Genomic DNA, 14,491 nt, shown 5'->3' on the forward strand with positions numbered 1-14,491 from the left:
TTAGGGCACCTGCAGTTTTTGAAAACTATCGTAATGATCGACAGTTAAGTAATAGACGGTAGGCGGATATCCACCTGTGACGATACGGCGCGGCCCGCGATGTGAGACGCCAGGAGTGGGTACAGTATATTCATGATAATAGCCTTGCGACTGAGCAGGCAGCTTGCCTTCACGATTATAAAACGTCGTGCCGTCTTTATTGGGATAAGGAAACGGCCCGCCTTGTTGAATAAGGGTGATGGTTTGGTCTATTTGTGCATCACCCGTGAAGGCAGAACCAGAGACTGCTTGTGTTGTGTTGCCAGATGCAGTTTGCGATAGGGTAGTTGGGGCGACATCATCTGCAAAAATGGTTGATTTTAGATCATCAAAGAAATAAAAAGCGACGGCGATAATCGCGATGAGACTCATCAAGGTAGATAGGGGGCTTTTTTTAGGTCGACTACTGTTATGTGGTCGAACCTTGCTGTTGTTTCTCGTATTTTGGTTCCGCGCATTACTATTATTAGTCATAGGCTTAGGTAAACCGTGATCAACATCGTCTTGAAGACTGAGGTCAGTAGAAGTGACTTCAGTGGCTCGCAATTGGTTTTTCTCATTGCGTTTGCTATTGAAATAAATGGTCTGACCCTCCGTTATGGGCTGTGACAACCGTACTGTACTTACATGAAAAAACACGTCTTCGCTTTGGTTGTCTACATCAATAAAGCCGTAGCCTTTGTCTTTATTCCAATGTTTAATCTTGCCACTCTGCATGATTGTGCCATCCTAGGTAATTGACATTAAAAAACGCCAGCACGGTAGCTGACGTTCTTGCTTAACTTAAGCATTAATCCTCAGGTTAGTAAAGCATTCTTGCATTACCTATGCACGGGTTTCGCCATGACCATAGACGATCCATTTTTGCGACGTCAGGCCTTCGAGTCCGACAGGGCCGCGCGCATGGATTTTATCAGTCGAGATACCAATCTCAGCACCAAGCCCGTATTCAAAGCCATCTGCAAAGCGGCTAGAGGCGTTAATCATCACGCTGGCTGAATCTACTTCACGGATGAAGCGTTGCGACTTGGTATAGTTATCAGTGATGATGACATCGGTATGATGGCTGCCGTGCGTATTGATATGCTCAATGGCTTCGTCAATACCTGAGACGGTTTTTACCGCTAGGATAGGCGCAAGATATTCGGTATCCCAATCTTCAGCCGTGGCAGCGGATAGATGCCCTTTAAGTGCAGCATTGTCATTTAGAATGGCTTGTGATTTGTCATCAAGACGCAGCTGCATTGCATCATCAGCAGCGATGATGGCTTCGGCAATTTTAGGTAGTAGCTCATTAGCGACTGCTTCATCGACCAGTAAGGTCTCCATGGTATTACATGTACCGTAGCGATGAGTCTTGGCATTGACGCTGACTTTGATCGCAATCTCAGGATCAGCATCGCTATCAATAAAGGTATGGCAATTGCCGTCTAGATGCTTGATCACAGGGACTTTGGCATCGTTACTGATACGAGCAATCAGACCTTTACCGCCACGTGGCACGATGACATCGACGTATTCAGTCATGGTAATCAGCTCACCAACAGCAGCGCGATCGGTCGTCTGTAGCACTTGTACACTATGCTCAGATAGGTCGGTATGGCTGAGACCTTTGATGATGCACTTAGCAATCGCTTGGTTAGACTCAAATGCTTCAGAACCACCGCGCAAGATAATCGCGTTGCCTGATTTTAGCGCCAGTGATGCGGCCTCTAACGTCACGTTAGGACGCGACTCATAAATCATACCAACCACACCAAGTGGCACACGCATCTTGCCCAAATGAATACCTGATGGCTGATAGGTCATATCAGTAACTTCACCGATTGGATCAGGGAGACCTGCGACATCTTTAAGACCTTGTAGCATACCGTTAAATCGCGCTTCGTTTAGCTCTAAGCGATCAAGTAGGGCGCTATCGAGATTGTTTTTTTGACCATTATCCATATCAATCTTGTTGGCAGCTAGAATGTCTTGCTTAGCATCGACCAGCTCATCATGAATCGCCATGAGCGCAGCGTTTTTATCGCCAGTATTGGCAGCAGCAAGTGCACGAGAAGCGGCTCGAGCTTGCTTACCAACAGATTGCATATAGGTGGCGATATCGGTCGTATTTGATTGACTCATAAATTATTTTCCTTATGTTATATGGATTTTATATAAATAAAAGCGCCCAAAAAGGCGAAAATTTAGCAAAAATAGCAGTTTTTAATGCCTACTTAAATAGCGATAGGGCATTACGCTATTTAACATAGAGCAGATTGAGTCGATAGTAAAGATGATTTTGTGAACAGATTCCGCCCTGTCATAGGTTTATAAAGATTTATTTGAGACGGTTTAGTGATTCTTCATGAGCAAGTTTGCCAAGTTTAATTAGGAGATTGACAGAAGCTTTGAGCGTAAGGCGAGAGGTTTTTGATATAGACACGATAAACAAAGCACACGGTTTTTACGTGCCTTCAACAGAACTGCGCTGTAACTACTAAGGTAGCTGTAGGACATCCTCAGTATAGTAGGCATTAGTAAGGCGACGCTATCAACAGATAGCAATGAACCATCCTATGACGAATAATGGAGAATGACATGGCTACTAAAAACACGACTTACAAAAACTGGCTAACCGTTGGTCTTGTCGCAGCAGCGCTAACCTTAAGTGCCTGCGGCAAAAAAGATGAGACACCAATGGAGGCTGAGACTGACACAACCGTCGATGCACAAACGAGCGTTGAAGAAAATGCAACGGCGACCAGCTCCGATGATGTTGCTGTGGCCAGTGCTGATGATGAGGGTATGGACGTTACCAATAACGATGATGTGGCAGTGGCGACAGCAGATGATGCAGAAGTCATGGATGGTACAGGGGATTCAGAGCACGTTTCGACCTATTAATTGCTGCCAGCACTAGGCATGTCAGCAGTTACTGGTAAATGGTCGACTTAGACTCATCAGATAAAACCACGTCTAGTGCGCTAAAGTGATAAAATAAAGCCCAGAGCGATAAACGCAGTCTGGGCTTTTTTAGGTCGACTATTTATAATAGTCGCTTATAAAATATCTATCATTAGTTAGTAGTGACTAACTGACTGGTTAAACACAAGATTTGCCTTTTTGCTGTGTAATAAGAGACAATACGGCATTTTTCTCTTTGCCGCCTCAGGCATCGCATTATCACGATAGTGCTACTGACACTATATATACGGCTCTTATTTATTTTTATTCGTGTATTCACTCATATTTATTGGAAGTCTGCTGAACCATGCTTGATACTGCAAAAACTCCGACTCGGCCTATCGCCCTAGACTTACAAGACATCCATAAAAGCTATGGCTCATTAGACGTGCTAAAAGGTGTGTCACTCACCGCCTATGATGGCGATGTTATCTCTATTTTGGGTTCATCTGGCTCAGGCAAATCGACGTTGCTGCGCTGTATTAACTTGCTCGAAAACCCAAATCAAGGTCGCATTCTCATTGGCAATGAAGAGCTAATGCTAAAGCCTAATAAATCAGGTGAGCTGCAGGCTGTAGATGTAAAACAATTAGAGAGCTTGCGTGCTCGCGTGGGGTTTGTTTTTCAAAACTTTAATTTGTGGCCGCACAAAACTATTTTGCAAAACATCATCGAAGGACCGACGCAGGTTCTCAAGATTAAAAAAGCCCAAGCGATTAGTGATGCAGAGAAACTACTCGATAAAGTGGGTCTTCTTGACAAAAAAGATGCTTATCCTGCGAACCTATCTGGTGGCCAGCGTCAGCGTGTGGCGATTGCCCGTGCATTAGCAATGCAGCCGCGAGTCTTGTTATTTGATGAGCCCACGTCTGCGCTAGATCCTGAATTGGTCAATGAAGTGCTTGCTGTCATGCGCGAGCTGGCAGAAGAGGGACGTACGATGCTTATCGTTACCCATGAAATGCGCTTTGCCCGTGAAGTCTCCAGCAAAGTGGTTTTTTTACATCAAGGAGTTGTTGAAGAGATAGGCACGCCTGAGCAAGTATTTGACAATCCTACCTCTGAACGTGTCAAAGACTTTATGGCATCGCATCGCCCGACCTAATATGACATTCGTTATTCCTTAATCTGTATGGTGGCAAAGCGTTTGCCGCCATACAGACCTTACCAAGCTCAAACTCAAATCCAATTCAAAATACAGCATCTGCTAATATCTAGTAACGGCTGATTCCTGACAGAACCATATTATAAGTAGTATAAAAATCACCTTATCGTAACTATTGTTGGCTATTTATTGCTTGATGATATCTGTGAGTATGCAAAACGTTTGTTTTTGATATTTTAGTCAGGTATTATCAAAAGGTTTATAGGTGGTCAATATTAGCGACTGCCTATATATTTTGCTATCTATATTGCTTGTCTGGCAGGGACGTCAGAGAACAAAGTATCAGAACCCTAAGTCAGAAAATCCTATCAAAACTTATGTCAAAACCCATCAGAATTTAAGGAACGTATGATGTCGAATTCTCGCCTACTTTGGTCGTCGATGACCATGACCGCTGCATTAATGCTGAGCGCCTGTAGTCAACCTGCCGATGAAGCCACCGATGCCAACGCTGACACAGCTGCTGCAGAAACGACTGGCAAAACCATTCGTATTGCAACCGAAGGCGCTTACCCTCCATTCAACTACACCAACGCTGATGGCAGCTTGGCAGGTTTTGATATCGATGTTGCCAATGCCTTGTGTGACCAGATGCAAGCCAAGTGTGAAATCGTCGCTCAGGATTGGGATGGTATTATCCCAGGACTATTGGCACAAAAATATGATGCGGTAATAGCCGGCATGTCTATCACGACGGAACGTCAAGAAAAAGTTGATTTCAGCGAACCGTACTTTGCCAATACCATGGTATGGCTCACCAGTAATGATGGTGGCTTTGATCCTATGGCGATCAGCAACGTCACGCTAGGCGGTCAACGCTCTACGACGCCAGGTGCTTATCTGCAAGATAACTACGAAGGCAAAGAAGGCAACACCGTTCAATTGTATGACAACTATGACAACGCTTATTTAGACCTAAAGTCTGGTCGTAGCAATGCGGTTTTGGCTGAAAAAGTATCTGCCAAATCATGGTTAGCCGACAATAAAGAAGGCTTTGGCGTTGTTGGTGATGAGATTGATAACGATGACAATATTGCTATCGCTGTGCGTAAAGGTGACTCACTCAAAGCAGATTTTGATAAAGCATTGAGCGAAATCCGTAATAACGGTGAGCTTGCACGCCTTGAGCAGAAAAACTTTGGTGAATAAGTCTTAAGGATTGAGCTGAGCTTATGAGTCGTATTCATAAGCTGGCTTAGTAATTGGCAAATGACGACACGGTTGATAAACATATTAAGGAATAACCCGTATGACAATTTCAATGACATCATCAATGAGCAAAAAAGCATTGTGGCTAGCGCCGCTTAGTGCAGCAATACTCATGCTGGCAGGTTGTAGCAACAGCTCAGAACCAGCAGAAAATGCTGCCGCGGATACAGCGACCGAAGCCGAAGCGCCATTGAACATAAAAATCGCAACAGAATCAAGCTATAAGCCTTTTAGTTATACCGATGCTGATGGCAAATTGATTGGCTATGAGATCGAGCTGGTTGATGCTCTATGTGCCCAAATGAAAGCCAAATGTGAAGTCATCTCTCAAGACTGGGATGGTTTGATTCCAGGTCTAAATGCCCAAAAATTCGATGCGACCATTGCTGGTATGTCTATCACGCCTGAGCGTAAAGAAGTGGTTGATTTCAGTGACCCGTATTTCCATAGCGGTATCATCTTGATCGGTAAAAAAGGCGATGATTTAAGCGTTGAGTCGCTAAAAGGTCTACCAGTCGCGTCACAGCGCTCAACCGTGGCGTCGCAGTATCTACAAGACGAGCATGCAGATGCTGATATCAAGCTATATGACACCCAAGACAACGCTTATCTAGATCTGACTTCAGGTCGAGTACGCGGCATGATGTCTGATAAAGTAACCGGTATCGACTGGCTAAAAACAGACGCTGGTAAAGACTATGAAGTCAAAGGTCAAGAAATCAGTACCGATGATGATGCGATGGGTATAGCATTCCGCAAGGGCGATCCATTAGTCGCAAAATTCAATGCGGCATTGGCTGAGCTAAAAGATAATGGCACCTATGATCAAATCACGGGCAGCTATTTCGGTACCAGCTCAACCGCTGCTGCAAGTAAAGCGGTCGTTAATGATGCCACCGACGTTGCTACAGAAGAAGCGCCAGCTAACTAATATGTGTTTTAGCGAGTTGACTGTTGACTCGCTAAAAATGCTATACATCAAAAATTGCTGTTTACTAAAGAAAAACTCAAGGATGACTATGAGCAACCATTGTGCCCCAGCCTCTGCCATGACTGGCAAATCTGTTATTCATGCGATAACGGCCAGTCGTCTTTCTATGCCGTTACTCGCACTGGCGACGGCCTTTGCCATCGTTGGCTGTAGTAATGGTTCAGACAGCGCAGCTGATACCAACCCTGAGGCCACTGAAGCAGCGGCAACGAAGGATAAGGTATTACGCATCGGCACGGAAGGAGCATACGCCCCTTTCAACTATACCAATGCTGATGGGACACTGGGTGGCTTTGATATCGAGATAGCAAATGCCATCTGTGCAGATATGCAAGTGACTTGTGAAATCATGGCACAAGACTGGGACGGTATCATTCCTGGTCTAAAAGCAGGCAAGTACGATGCGATTGTGGCAGCGATGTCCGTCACGCCGGAGCGTGCAGAGCAGGTCAGCTTTACCGATCCGTATTTTAGTAATACTTTGGTTTTCTTAGCCAAAAAAGACAGCAGTTTTGATCCTAGTAAGAGTGGCGACATCGACTCTCACTCTATTGCCGCACAGCGTTCGACCATTTCCTCACAGTGGTTTGAAGACACTTACCCAAAAGCCGATATGAAGCTTTATGACACGCTAAGTAATGCGTTTTTGGATCTTGGGTCAAACCGCGTCGATGCGATGGTATCTGATAAATTGCCTGCAATAGAGTGGCTCAGCTCACCTGCTGGTAGTAAGTATGCGCTCAAAGGTGAAGAGATTGATATCAATGATAATTTTGCGATTGCCGTCCGTCCGGGTGATGAGTTACAAGCAAAAATCAATCAATCTTTAGCCAATATCAAAGCCAACGGTACTTACGATAAAATCAATCAAAAGTACTTTGCGGTGCCAGCCTCTGCAACAAGCACGGTCAGTGCCGAAACCACTGAGCAACCTGTGGCAGAAGAGGCCAGTCAGTAATTAACATGCGTCAAACACTTTGGCTGTGATAGCTAATTTGTGACAGCCTAGTTGCTATAGTTCAGTTGTCATGAACAAGTGGTGAATAAAAAAAGACATCGTCATCATGGCGGTGTCTTTTTTATTTTGCCATTGAATCATAATGTGATGGTCGGTAGCGACTGTCAATTTTGCTTAAATTTAGTTTGGTTATCTTATATCTACAGAGATATGTGTCTATTTAGGCACGGCTTTTACGCGTCAGTATTAACATCACGGCGAGTGAATATGATAAAATCAGCGCTCATTTCTACTGTGTCAACTATCGCAGCAATAATCGTATTTTTCTGACGTCATTATTTTGACGCTGACCATCTCTATTGATGTGATAAAAAATACGGTGTTTGGCTGCGTTCAGCTATTGATGCTGATTCTTTTAACTCATATTTTGCAAATTGCTAATATAAAGAGACTGAGTGGATAATCGTGTTTGACTTACAAGGATTTGGCGCGCTTTTATTGAGCGGCGCTACCGTCACTATACAGCTTGCCGTGACCAGTTTAATTATTGGTCTGGCCTTAGGCTTGCTCGGCGCAACTGCAAAGATGTCAAATGTCTGGTTGCTGCGTAAGCTTGCGACTGTCTATACTGCGACGATGCGCGGTATCCCTGAGCTGTTATTGGTGCTCTTTATTTATTATGGCGGCTCTATCTTATTGATGAGCATCCTCAAAAAGTTTGGCTATAACGACTATGTCGAGATTAGCGCTTTTTGGGGCGGTGTGATGGCATTGTCTATTGCTTTTGGTGCCTATGCGACTGAGATTTTTCGCATGTCCATTCAAGAGATTCCAATAGGGCAGCGAGAAGCGGCGCAAGCGATAGGCATGCGTCCTTTTCAGACGTTTTATCGCATCACTTTGCCGCAAGTATGGCAGATTGCCCTACCTGGTTTGGGTAACTTGTTTTTGGTGTTGCTCAAAGATACCGCATTGGTATCGGTTGTGGGTCTCAAAGACATTATGTATCAGTCATCACGTGCCGCGCAGTCAACACAGCAGCCGTTCACCTTTTATATGGCAGCAGCGATTATTTATTTGGGTCTGACCATGTTAATTACGGGCTTTATGATGTGGCTTGAGTGGCGCGCCAATCCTGCGGCCCGCTATGCCAAAAAGCTGAGCCGTCAATCAACGCATCGTCAATCGACCATAGGATAGAGGAGAGATACTATGGATTGGAATTGGCAGGTCATTTTTGATCATATACCTGATTTACTAGGCGGTGCAGTATTGACCGTGCAGCTAGTCGTTATCTCAGGGATTATCGGGTTGCTTTTCGGATTGGTTTTAGCACTGCTACGGCTGTCAAAGAATTGGGTCGTTCAGATCATCCCGTTTTTATATATTTTCTTTTTTCGCGGTACACCGCTACTGGTACAGATATTCCTTATCTATTACGGTCTTGGCCAGTTCGAGGCTGTACGTGATTCGTTTTTATGGGAGCCCGTACTCAGTCAAGCATACTGGTGTGCGATTATCGCCTTTACGCTCAATACCAGTGCGTACTTGGCAGAGATTATACGCGGTGCGATTCAGACGATTCCAGTCGGTGAACTTGAAGCGGCCGATGCGCTTGGTATGTCAAAGTGGCAAAAACTGACACGTGTTACCTTACCGCGTGCCTTTGGTATCGTGGTTCCCGCTTATAGCAACGAAGTCATCTTTATGCTAAAGGGCAGTGCGCTGGCCTCGACCATTGCGTTGATGGATATCACAGGCGTCGCTCGTACGATCAGTGCGCGTACCTATACCTTGATGGAGCTATTCTTTGCAGCCGGTATCGTCTATCTACTGCTGTCATGGGTAATCTTGTTTAGTTTTAGAATGTTTGAAAAACGCATGAACCGTCACGCCAGTTATGTGCCACCAGATGTGGTGACCAACACGATTCCATAGTTAGTAGTTAAGATTATAATTAGCAATGAAAAATCGGCACAACATGCAATAAAGTACGGATTGCTGATAATATAAATATAGTTAGGTTCAGATAATTTCGATACAAGAAAACCGAGTGCAAGCGATACATTAGTATGGTTAGCGAGGATGACGATGTAGCGGATTTATATGGATTTGACTATATCACTTACAGGGAGAGTCTAGTATGAGCCAATCACCACATCAGTCATTAGCGAATGCCATCGCTGCTGGTGTCAATGCAGAACAGAGCGTTGACAACCATAATGAGCGCTTGCGAGCTTCAATTGGCAAAGTCGTCTGTGTCGGTCGTAACTATGCAGCGCATGCTGCAGAGCTGGGCAATGAAGTGCCATCATCGCCGATATTGTTTATGAAGCCAGCGTCTTCAGTGGTCTCTATCCGCAGTGATGTAGATCGCCCAAACCCAGAGATATTTGGTGAGACGCACTACGAGGCTGAGCTCTGTATTCAGCTATCATCTGATTTATCTATGGCGACGATTGAGCAAGCGCAACAAGCAATTGGCGGTGTGACCTTGGGTCTAGATCTGACCTTGCGTGATCTGCAAAGCACCCTAAAAGACAAAGGCCATCCGTGGGAGCGTGCTAAGTGTTTTGATGGGGCTTGTGTGCTTGCTGACTGGGTGGATCCACAAGTATTTGGCAATCTCCAAAACGTATCGCATCAGTTGACCATCAACAATAAGCTAATGCAAGATGGCGATAGCGCATTGATGTTGTTCCCTGTTTATGAGCTATTGGTCAATATCAGTCATGCTTTTAGTTTGCAAGCAGGTGATGTGATCATGACTGGCACGCCAAGCGGCGTAGGTATACTGCATGCAGGCGATCAGCTCAAGCTAACATTGGGTGCTCATGAGTGGCAGTCACAAGTCCGATAGACTTTTTGATTCAAACCATCAAGCCATGATATATGCCACTTTAAAAATCCCAAGCCATTGTTTGGGATTTTTGTTTTTATGCAGCCATATTTTTTTGGCCTCTTTCTAACTTTTATAAGTCTTTTTAGTTTCCAAACCATTTTATTTTCTCAACCTCATTCTACTTTCATTAGCAAGAGTAAGCGCAAGAGCAATTGTCATCAGTTTGTCATCTAGCGTTCAGCGTACTGTCATAAAGGATAAGTAGACTTAAGCGGAATTCGTATTTTTGTGGTTGTAATTGTACTACCGCGATCAACTCTCTGCCAATCTAGCCCAATAGCAAGGTGACTGATAATGACATCATTGAACAACGAACGAACGCTTGCCCACGAAGTGGTTGAAGACTCAAACCCTACTAATAATACTGATTTTCAAACCATTATCAGTCGTCGGTTGAATCGCCGTAGTATCTTAAAAGGTGGCACAGGATTGACAGCCGCTGCTTTTTTTGGGGCATTGCCTTTGGTTGGTTGTAGTGAAGATGATGACAGTGGTGTTGTGGGTGATGATAATAATGCCGCTATCCCTGCGCAGGGTGACCTAAAACGACCTGATACGCTAAAGTTTGAGGCGGTCGCACACTCAACGGCTGAAACCATGACCGTTGCAGCAGGCTACAAGGCTGAGATGATATTGCCACTTGGCACGCCGCTAATCTCCGGTATCGATGATTGGAAAGACAATCGTGAGCAGTCAGCAGAGTCATTTGAATGGCGTATGGGTGACAATCACGATGGCATGTGGTTCTTTGGCAAAAACGGCAATGCCTATGATGCCAAAGCCTCAGAAAACAGTCTATTGGTGATGAATCATGAGTACGTCAACAGCGATGAGCTCAGCCCATTTGGCTATTATGTGACGCAAGATAACGATGCCGCGCCTATCTTCAAAAACCGTCGCCTCGCAAGTGATGTGCGCCGTGAGGTCAATTGTCATGGTGTCTCGGTAGTAGAGTTAAAACGCCGCGCCGATGGCATGGGCTATGAGATGGTAACCAATTCTAAATACAATCGCAGGCTGACCAGCAGTTCAACCGCGCAATTGGCGGGCCCTGTGGCAGGCTCTGATTTGGTTAAGACCAAGTTCGATCCAACAGGCTATCAGACTCGCGGTATTAATAACAACTGCGGTGCAGGGCTGTCACCTTGGGGTACTTATCTGACGACCGAAGAGAACTTCTTAGGCGTATTTGCACGTGGACAAGACGCCAGTCAGTTAAGTGCCAGTGATAACTATGGTCGCGAGCGTTACGGTGCGGTCGAGAACTTCCCAGGCTGGGAATACCTATGGCATACCCCAGACGCAAGCGATGCCAAGATAGCAGATGAGTTCTCACGTTGGGATATGACCGCTGTCGGTGCCAGCGCTGCTGAAGATTATCGCCATGGCTTCAATACCTTTGGTTACATCACAGAGATTGATCCGTTTGACCAAAATTCTTTGCCGCAAAAACGCACAGCAATGGGCAGATTTGCTCACGAAAACTGTGCTTATGCCCCTGTTGAGCAAGGCCGCCCAGTGGTGTTTTATATGGGTGATGATTCTCGAGGCGAGTACATTTACAAGTTTGTGTCAAAAGCACTGTGGTCAAACTCGGACATCGGCGGCGGGCTCAAATCAGGTGACAAGTATCTAAATGATGGCACGCTATACGTGGCCATATTCAATGAAGACGGTAGCGGTGAATGGAAGGCACTCGTGCATGGCCAAAATGGATTGGATGCGTCTAACAGCGAATTGCCATTCAATGGTCAAGATGAGGTGTTGGTCTTTGCCCGTGCTGCTGCCGATGTCACTGGCGCGACCAAGATGGATCGACCTGAATGGGTGTCGGTCAGTCCTATAACAGGCGACGTCTATGTGACACTGACCAATAATAAATATCGCGGCGTACGTGACGACCAACCTGTCTCAGCCGCCAATCCGCGTAGCTATCAATCTGGTACCAAAGCGCTTGGTAATGACAATGGCCATATCATACGCTGGGCAGAAGCAGGCGGCGATCACGCGGCAATGAGTTTTGAGTGGGATATCTACCTGTTTGGTGCGCCAAGTGACTTGTCAGCAGAAAACTTGTCTCAGCTGAATGATAATAATGATTTCTCATCTCCTGATGGGTTATATTTTGATCCACGCGGTGTCTTATGGATTCAAACCGATGATGGCGCTTATACTGATACCAGTAGCTGCATGTTGCTCGCGGCACTACCGGGCAAGGTCAGTGATGGCTCGCTGACCACCACCTCGGCAGGTCAGTCAACGCGCGCCGGTACACTGGCAAGCAATGACAATATCAAACGGTTCTTTGTGGGTCCTGAAGGGTGTGAGGTGACAGGCATCACCATGGCGCCAGATTTTAAGACATTGTTTATCAATATTCAGCATCCAGGCAATACGTGGGGCGCCGTCGCTGGTGGTAGTACGCCTCGTTCAGCGACTGTGATGATTACTCGCGAGGACGGTGATGTCATACTGGCAGAGTCATTTGATGCAGCAGTGAGCACGACATAGTTGGGTAAACTGTTAGCGCACAATCGATAACAATAACCAAAATAGGTGCTCATATAAAAACCCCAAGCCATCGCTTGGGGTTTTTGTATTTTGGCCATAATTTTTGCTATAGATGGTAATAATGATAGGAATAATATCAATGGCTTATCAAAGTATTCTAAAAATGAGGAAATACACTGCAATCACATCATTTGCTTCTATTTTTTGTATTTAAAGGATAGTATGTAAAACTATTCTTCTCGCTAAATGTACCAATATTATGATCAGTCAACATTTGCCTTATAACGACCTTATCAATGATCGTAATGCTAAAAATGACAGCCAGTATGCTCGTGCTCACCATGAGCTTGATGGGCATTTCATTCCAGATGCGAGCGTGCCATTGCACAGTGAACTGTATAAACAGATTGACCAACTCGAAGCCATCGATATGGATGAGCTGGTCAAATTACTGGCAGATGTGGACGATAATGATGAGACATCCTCCAAGCCGGTCTCTTTGGCGGACTTTTTTGAAGGGTTGGCACAGCTGGCGACCATGGGCGTGGTGGAGATCACAGAGATTGTAGAAGCCATACATCGCGAGGTTATTTTGCGTCCGCTGGGCCGCTTCAATGATAAGAACGTAAACAACTGGCAGCGCGGATTTACGGGCCGCATCTATGGCACGATACGTCACGTCATGCTGATGGTCGGTAACAATCTGGCCTCGGTGCTACGAATATATAAAAACTTCATCGTCCAAAAATCAGCACAGCCACTACCTGACGCCTTAAAAAAACTGGTCAACGTCTTAAATGGCGTTATGGGCGATCATCTGGTCAATAATCAAAACACGCTTGCCATTCCGATGATGCTATACACTCAAGATGGCAAACCACAAAGTGAAGCCCTATCAGGGCGCATTACTATCTTGTGTCATGGTCTGTGCATGAGTCACTTAAGCTGGCAAGCCCAAGAAAATAATGACTTAGGCGCGGCTATTCATAGCAGTCAGCCTGATGCCACAGTATTGTACTTGGATTACAACACAGGTCGACGTATCTCGCGCAGTGGTCGCAAGTTCTCTCAATTGCTGCAAGAGTTGGTCGATAATAACCCAAACATCAGTCAGATAGATTTGGTCGGACACAGTATGGGTGGCCTAGTCTCTCGTAGTGCACTGTTTTATGGTGAGCAAGATCGCCTAGATTGGATCAAGCGTGTGGGCAATCTCATCACATTAGGCTCACCGCATCATGGTGCTGTGCTTGAGCGTATCGGCAATTATGTACAGGATATCATTGCAAAGCTGCCATTTGCAGGCTCACTTGCCAAGCTCGGTGACATGCGCAGCGCAGGTATTATTGATTTGCGTCATGGCAGTATTCGGGATGCGGATTGGAAAGCATTAGAAGGTCGCAGTGTGTTGCCACAAGATTTTCGTCATCCTGCGCGCTTGCCAAGTGGTATCAAAACCTATTTTGTTGCCAGTGCATTACTCGAGACGCATTACGACTCTAAAGTGACCGATCTGCTCGGGGACAGTTTGGTATCAGTCGCATCAGCGCTGGGGGAGGATGATGCTGAGCATGCTTTGTTTGTGCCAGATGGTCACAAAGCCATATTTTATGGCGTCAATCATATGAACTTAATCCATAGTAGACGGGTACGTGAGCAAGTCGTTGAGTGGCTGGTTGATAATGGTCGCAGCGACTACGCCGGACGTCCGCGCATACATTCTTATCCTAGAAGTTTAGATGTGGCAGTGTAGAGAGTGGTGGGTAT

12 protein-coding genes are annotated in these 14,491 nt (G+C 45.5%); 10 read left to right on the forward strand and 2 right to left on the reverse strand.

Going from position 1 to position 14,491, the window contains the following annotated elements; all coding sequences use genetic code 11:
- Together IP510_RS13810 and IP510_RS04805 are read right to left on the reverse strand one after the other, a co-directional pair.
- Entirely contained in the window at positions 1-756 is a 756-nt protein-coding gene (locus IP510_RS13810) for a ribonuclease domain-containing protein (RefSeq protein ID WP_194363627.1), read from the reverse strand.
- Between the two features lie 108 nt (positions 757-864).
- On the reverse strand, positions 865-2,166 hold the full coding sequence (locus tag IP510_RS04805) for a glutamate-5-semialdehyde dehydrogenase (protein WP_194363628.1): 1,302 nt from the start codon (positions 2,164-2,166) through the stop codon (positions 865-867).
- 456 nt (positions 2,167-2,622) lie between these two features.
- Here IP510_RS04805 and IP510_RS04810 point away from each other — a divergent pair, with 456 nt between their 5' ends.
- From IP510_RS04810 to IP510_RS04855, 10 genes are all read left to right on the forward strand, one after another.
- Positions 2,623-2,928: a hypothetical protein gene (locus IP510_RS04810; RefSeq protein ID WP_194363629.1), complete on the forward strand. Its 306-nt coding sequence runs from the start codon at positions 2,623-2,625 to the stop codon at positions 2,926-2,928.
- 367 nt (positions 2,929-3,295) lie between these two features.
- Positions 3,296-4,093, forward strand: a complete 798-nt coding sequence (locus IP510_RS04815; RefSeq protein WP_194363630.1) for an ABC transporter ATP-binding protein — start codon at positions 3,296-3,298, stop codon at positions 4,091-4,093.
- Positions 4,094-4,501: 408 nt separating this feature from the next.
- Positions 4,502-5,302 carry a transporter substrate-binding domain-containing protein gene (locus IP510_RS04820; protein WP_194363631.1) on the forward strand — a complete coding sequence of 267 codons (801 nt, stop codon included), beginning with the start codon at positions 4,502-4,504 and terminating at the stop codon, positions 5,300-5,302.
- A gap of 100 nt (positions 5,303-5,402) precedes the next feature.
- On the forward strand, positions 5,403-6,293 hold the full coding sequence (locus IP510_RS04825) for a transporter substrate-binding domain-containing protein (protein ID WP_194363632.1): 891 nt from the start codon (positions 5,403-5,405) through the stop codon (positions 6,291-6,293).
- Between the two features lie 88 nt (positions 6,294-6,381).
- Positions 6,382-7,311 carry an ABC transporter substrate-binding protein gene (locus IP510_RS04830; protein ID WP_194363633.1) on the forward strand — a complete coding sequence of 310 codons (930 nt, stop codon included), beginning with the start codon at positions 6,382-6,384 and terminating at the stop codon, positions 7,309-7,311.
- A 465-nt stretch (positions 7,312-7,776) separates the two neighbouring features.
- On the forward strand, positions 7,777-8,511 hold the full coding sequence (locus IP510_RS04835) for an ABC transporter permease (protein WP_194363634.1): 735 nt from the start codon (positions 7,777-7,779) through the stop codon (positions 8,509-8,511).
- 12 nt (positions 8,512-8,523) lie between these two features.
- Entirely contained in the window at positions 8,524-9,249 is a 726-nt protein-coding gene (locus tag IP510_RS04840) for an ABC transporter permease (RefSeq protein WP_194363635.1), read from the forward strand.
- A 292-nt stretch (positions 9,250-9,541) separates the two neighbouring features.
- Positions 9,542-10,171, forward strand: coding sequence for a fumarylacetoacetate hydrolase family protein (locus IP510_RS04845; protein WP_413786460.1), 630 nt, complete (start codon positions 9,542-9,544; stop codon positions 10,169-10,171).
- A 336-nt stretch (positions 10,172-10,507) separates the two neighbouring features.
- Positions 10,508-12,724 carry a PhoX family protein gene (locus tag IP510_RS04850; protein ID WP_194363637.1) on the forward strand — a complete coding sequence of 739 codons (2,217 nt, stop codon included), beginning with the start codon at positions 10,508-10,510 and terminating at the stop codon, positions 12,722-12,724.
- Between the two features lie 259 nt (positions 12,725-12,983).
- Positions 12,984-14,477 carry an alpha/beta fold hydrolase gene (locus IP510_RS04855; RefSeq protein WP_194363638.1) on the forward strand — a complete coding sequence of 498 codons (1,494 nt, stop codon included), beginning with the start codon at positions 12,984-12,986 and terminating at the stop codon, positions 14,475-14,477.
- Positions 14,478-14,491 lie beyond the last annotated feature (14 nt).

The organism is Psychrobacter sp. NG254, from assembly GCF_015277735.1.
Taxonomy (GTDB): domain Bacteria; phylum Pseudomonadota; class Gammaproteobacteria; order Pseudomonadales; family Moraxellaceae; genus Psychrobacter.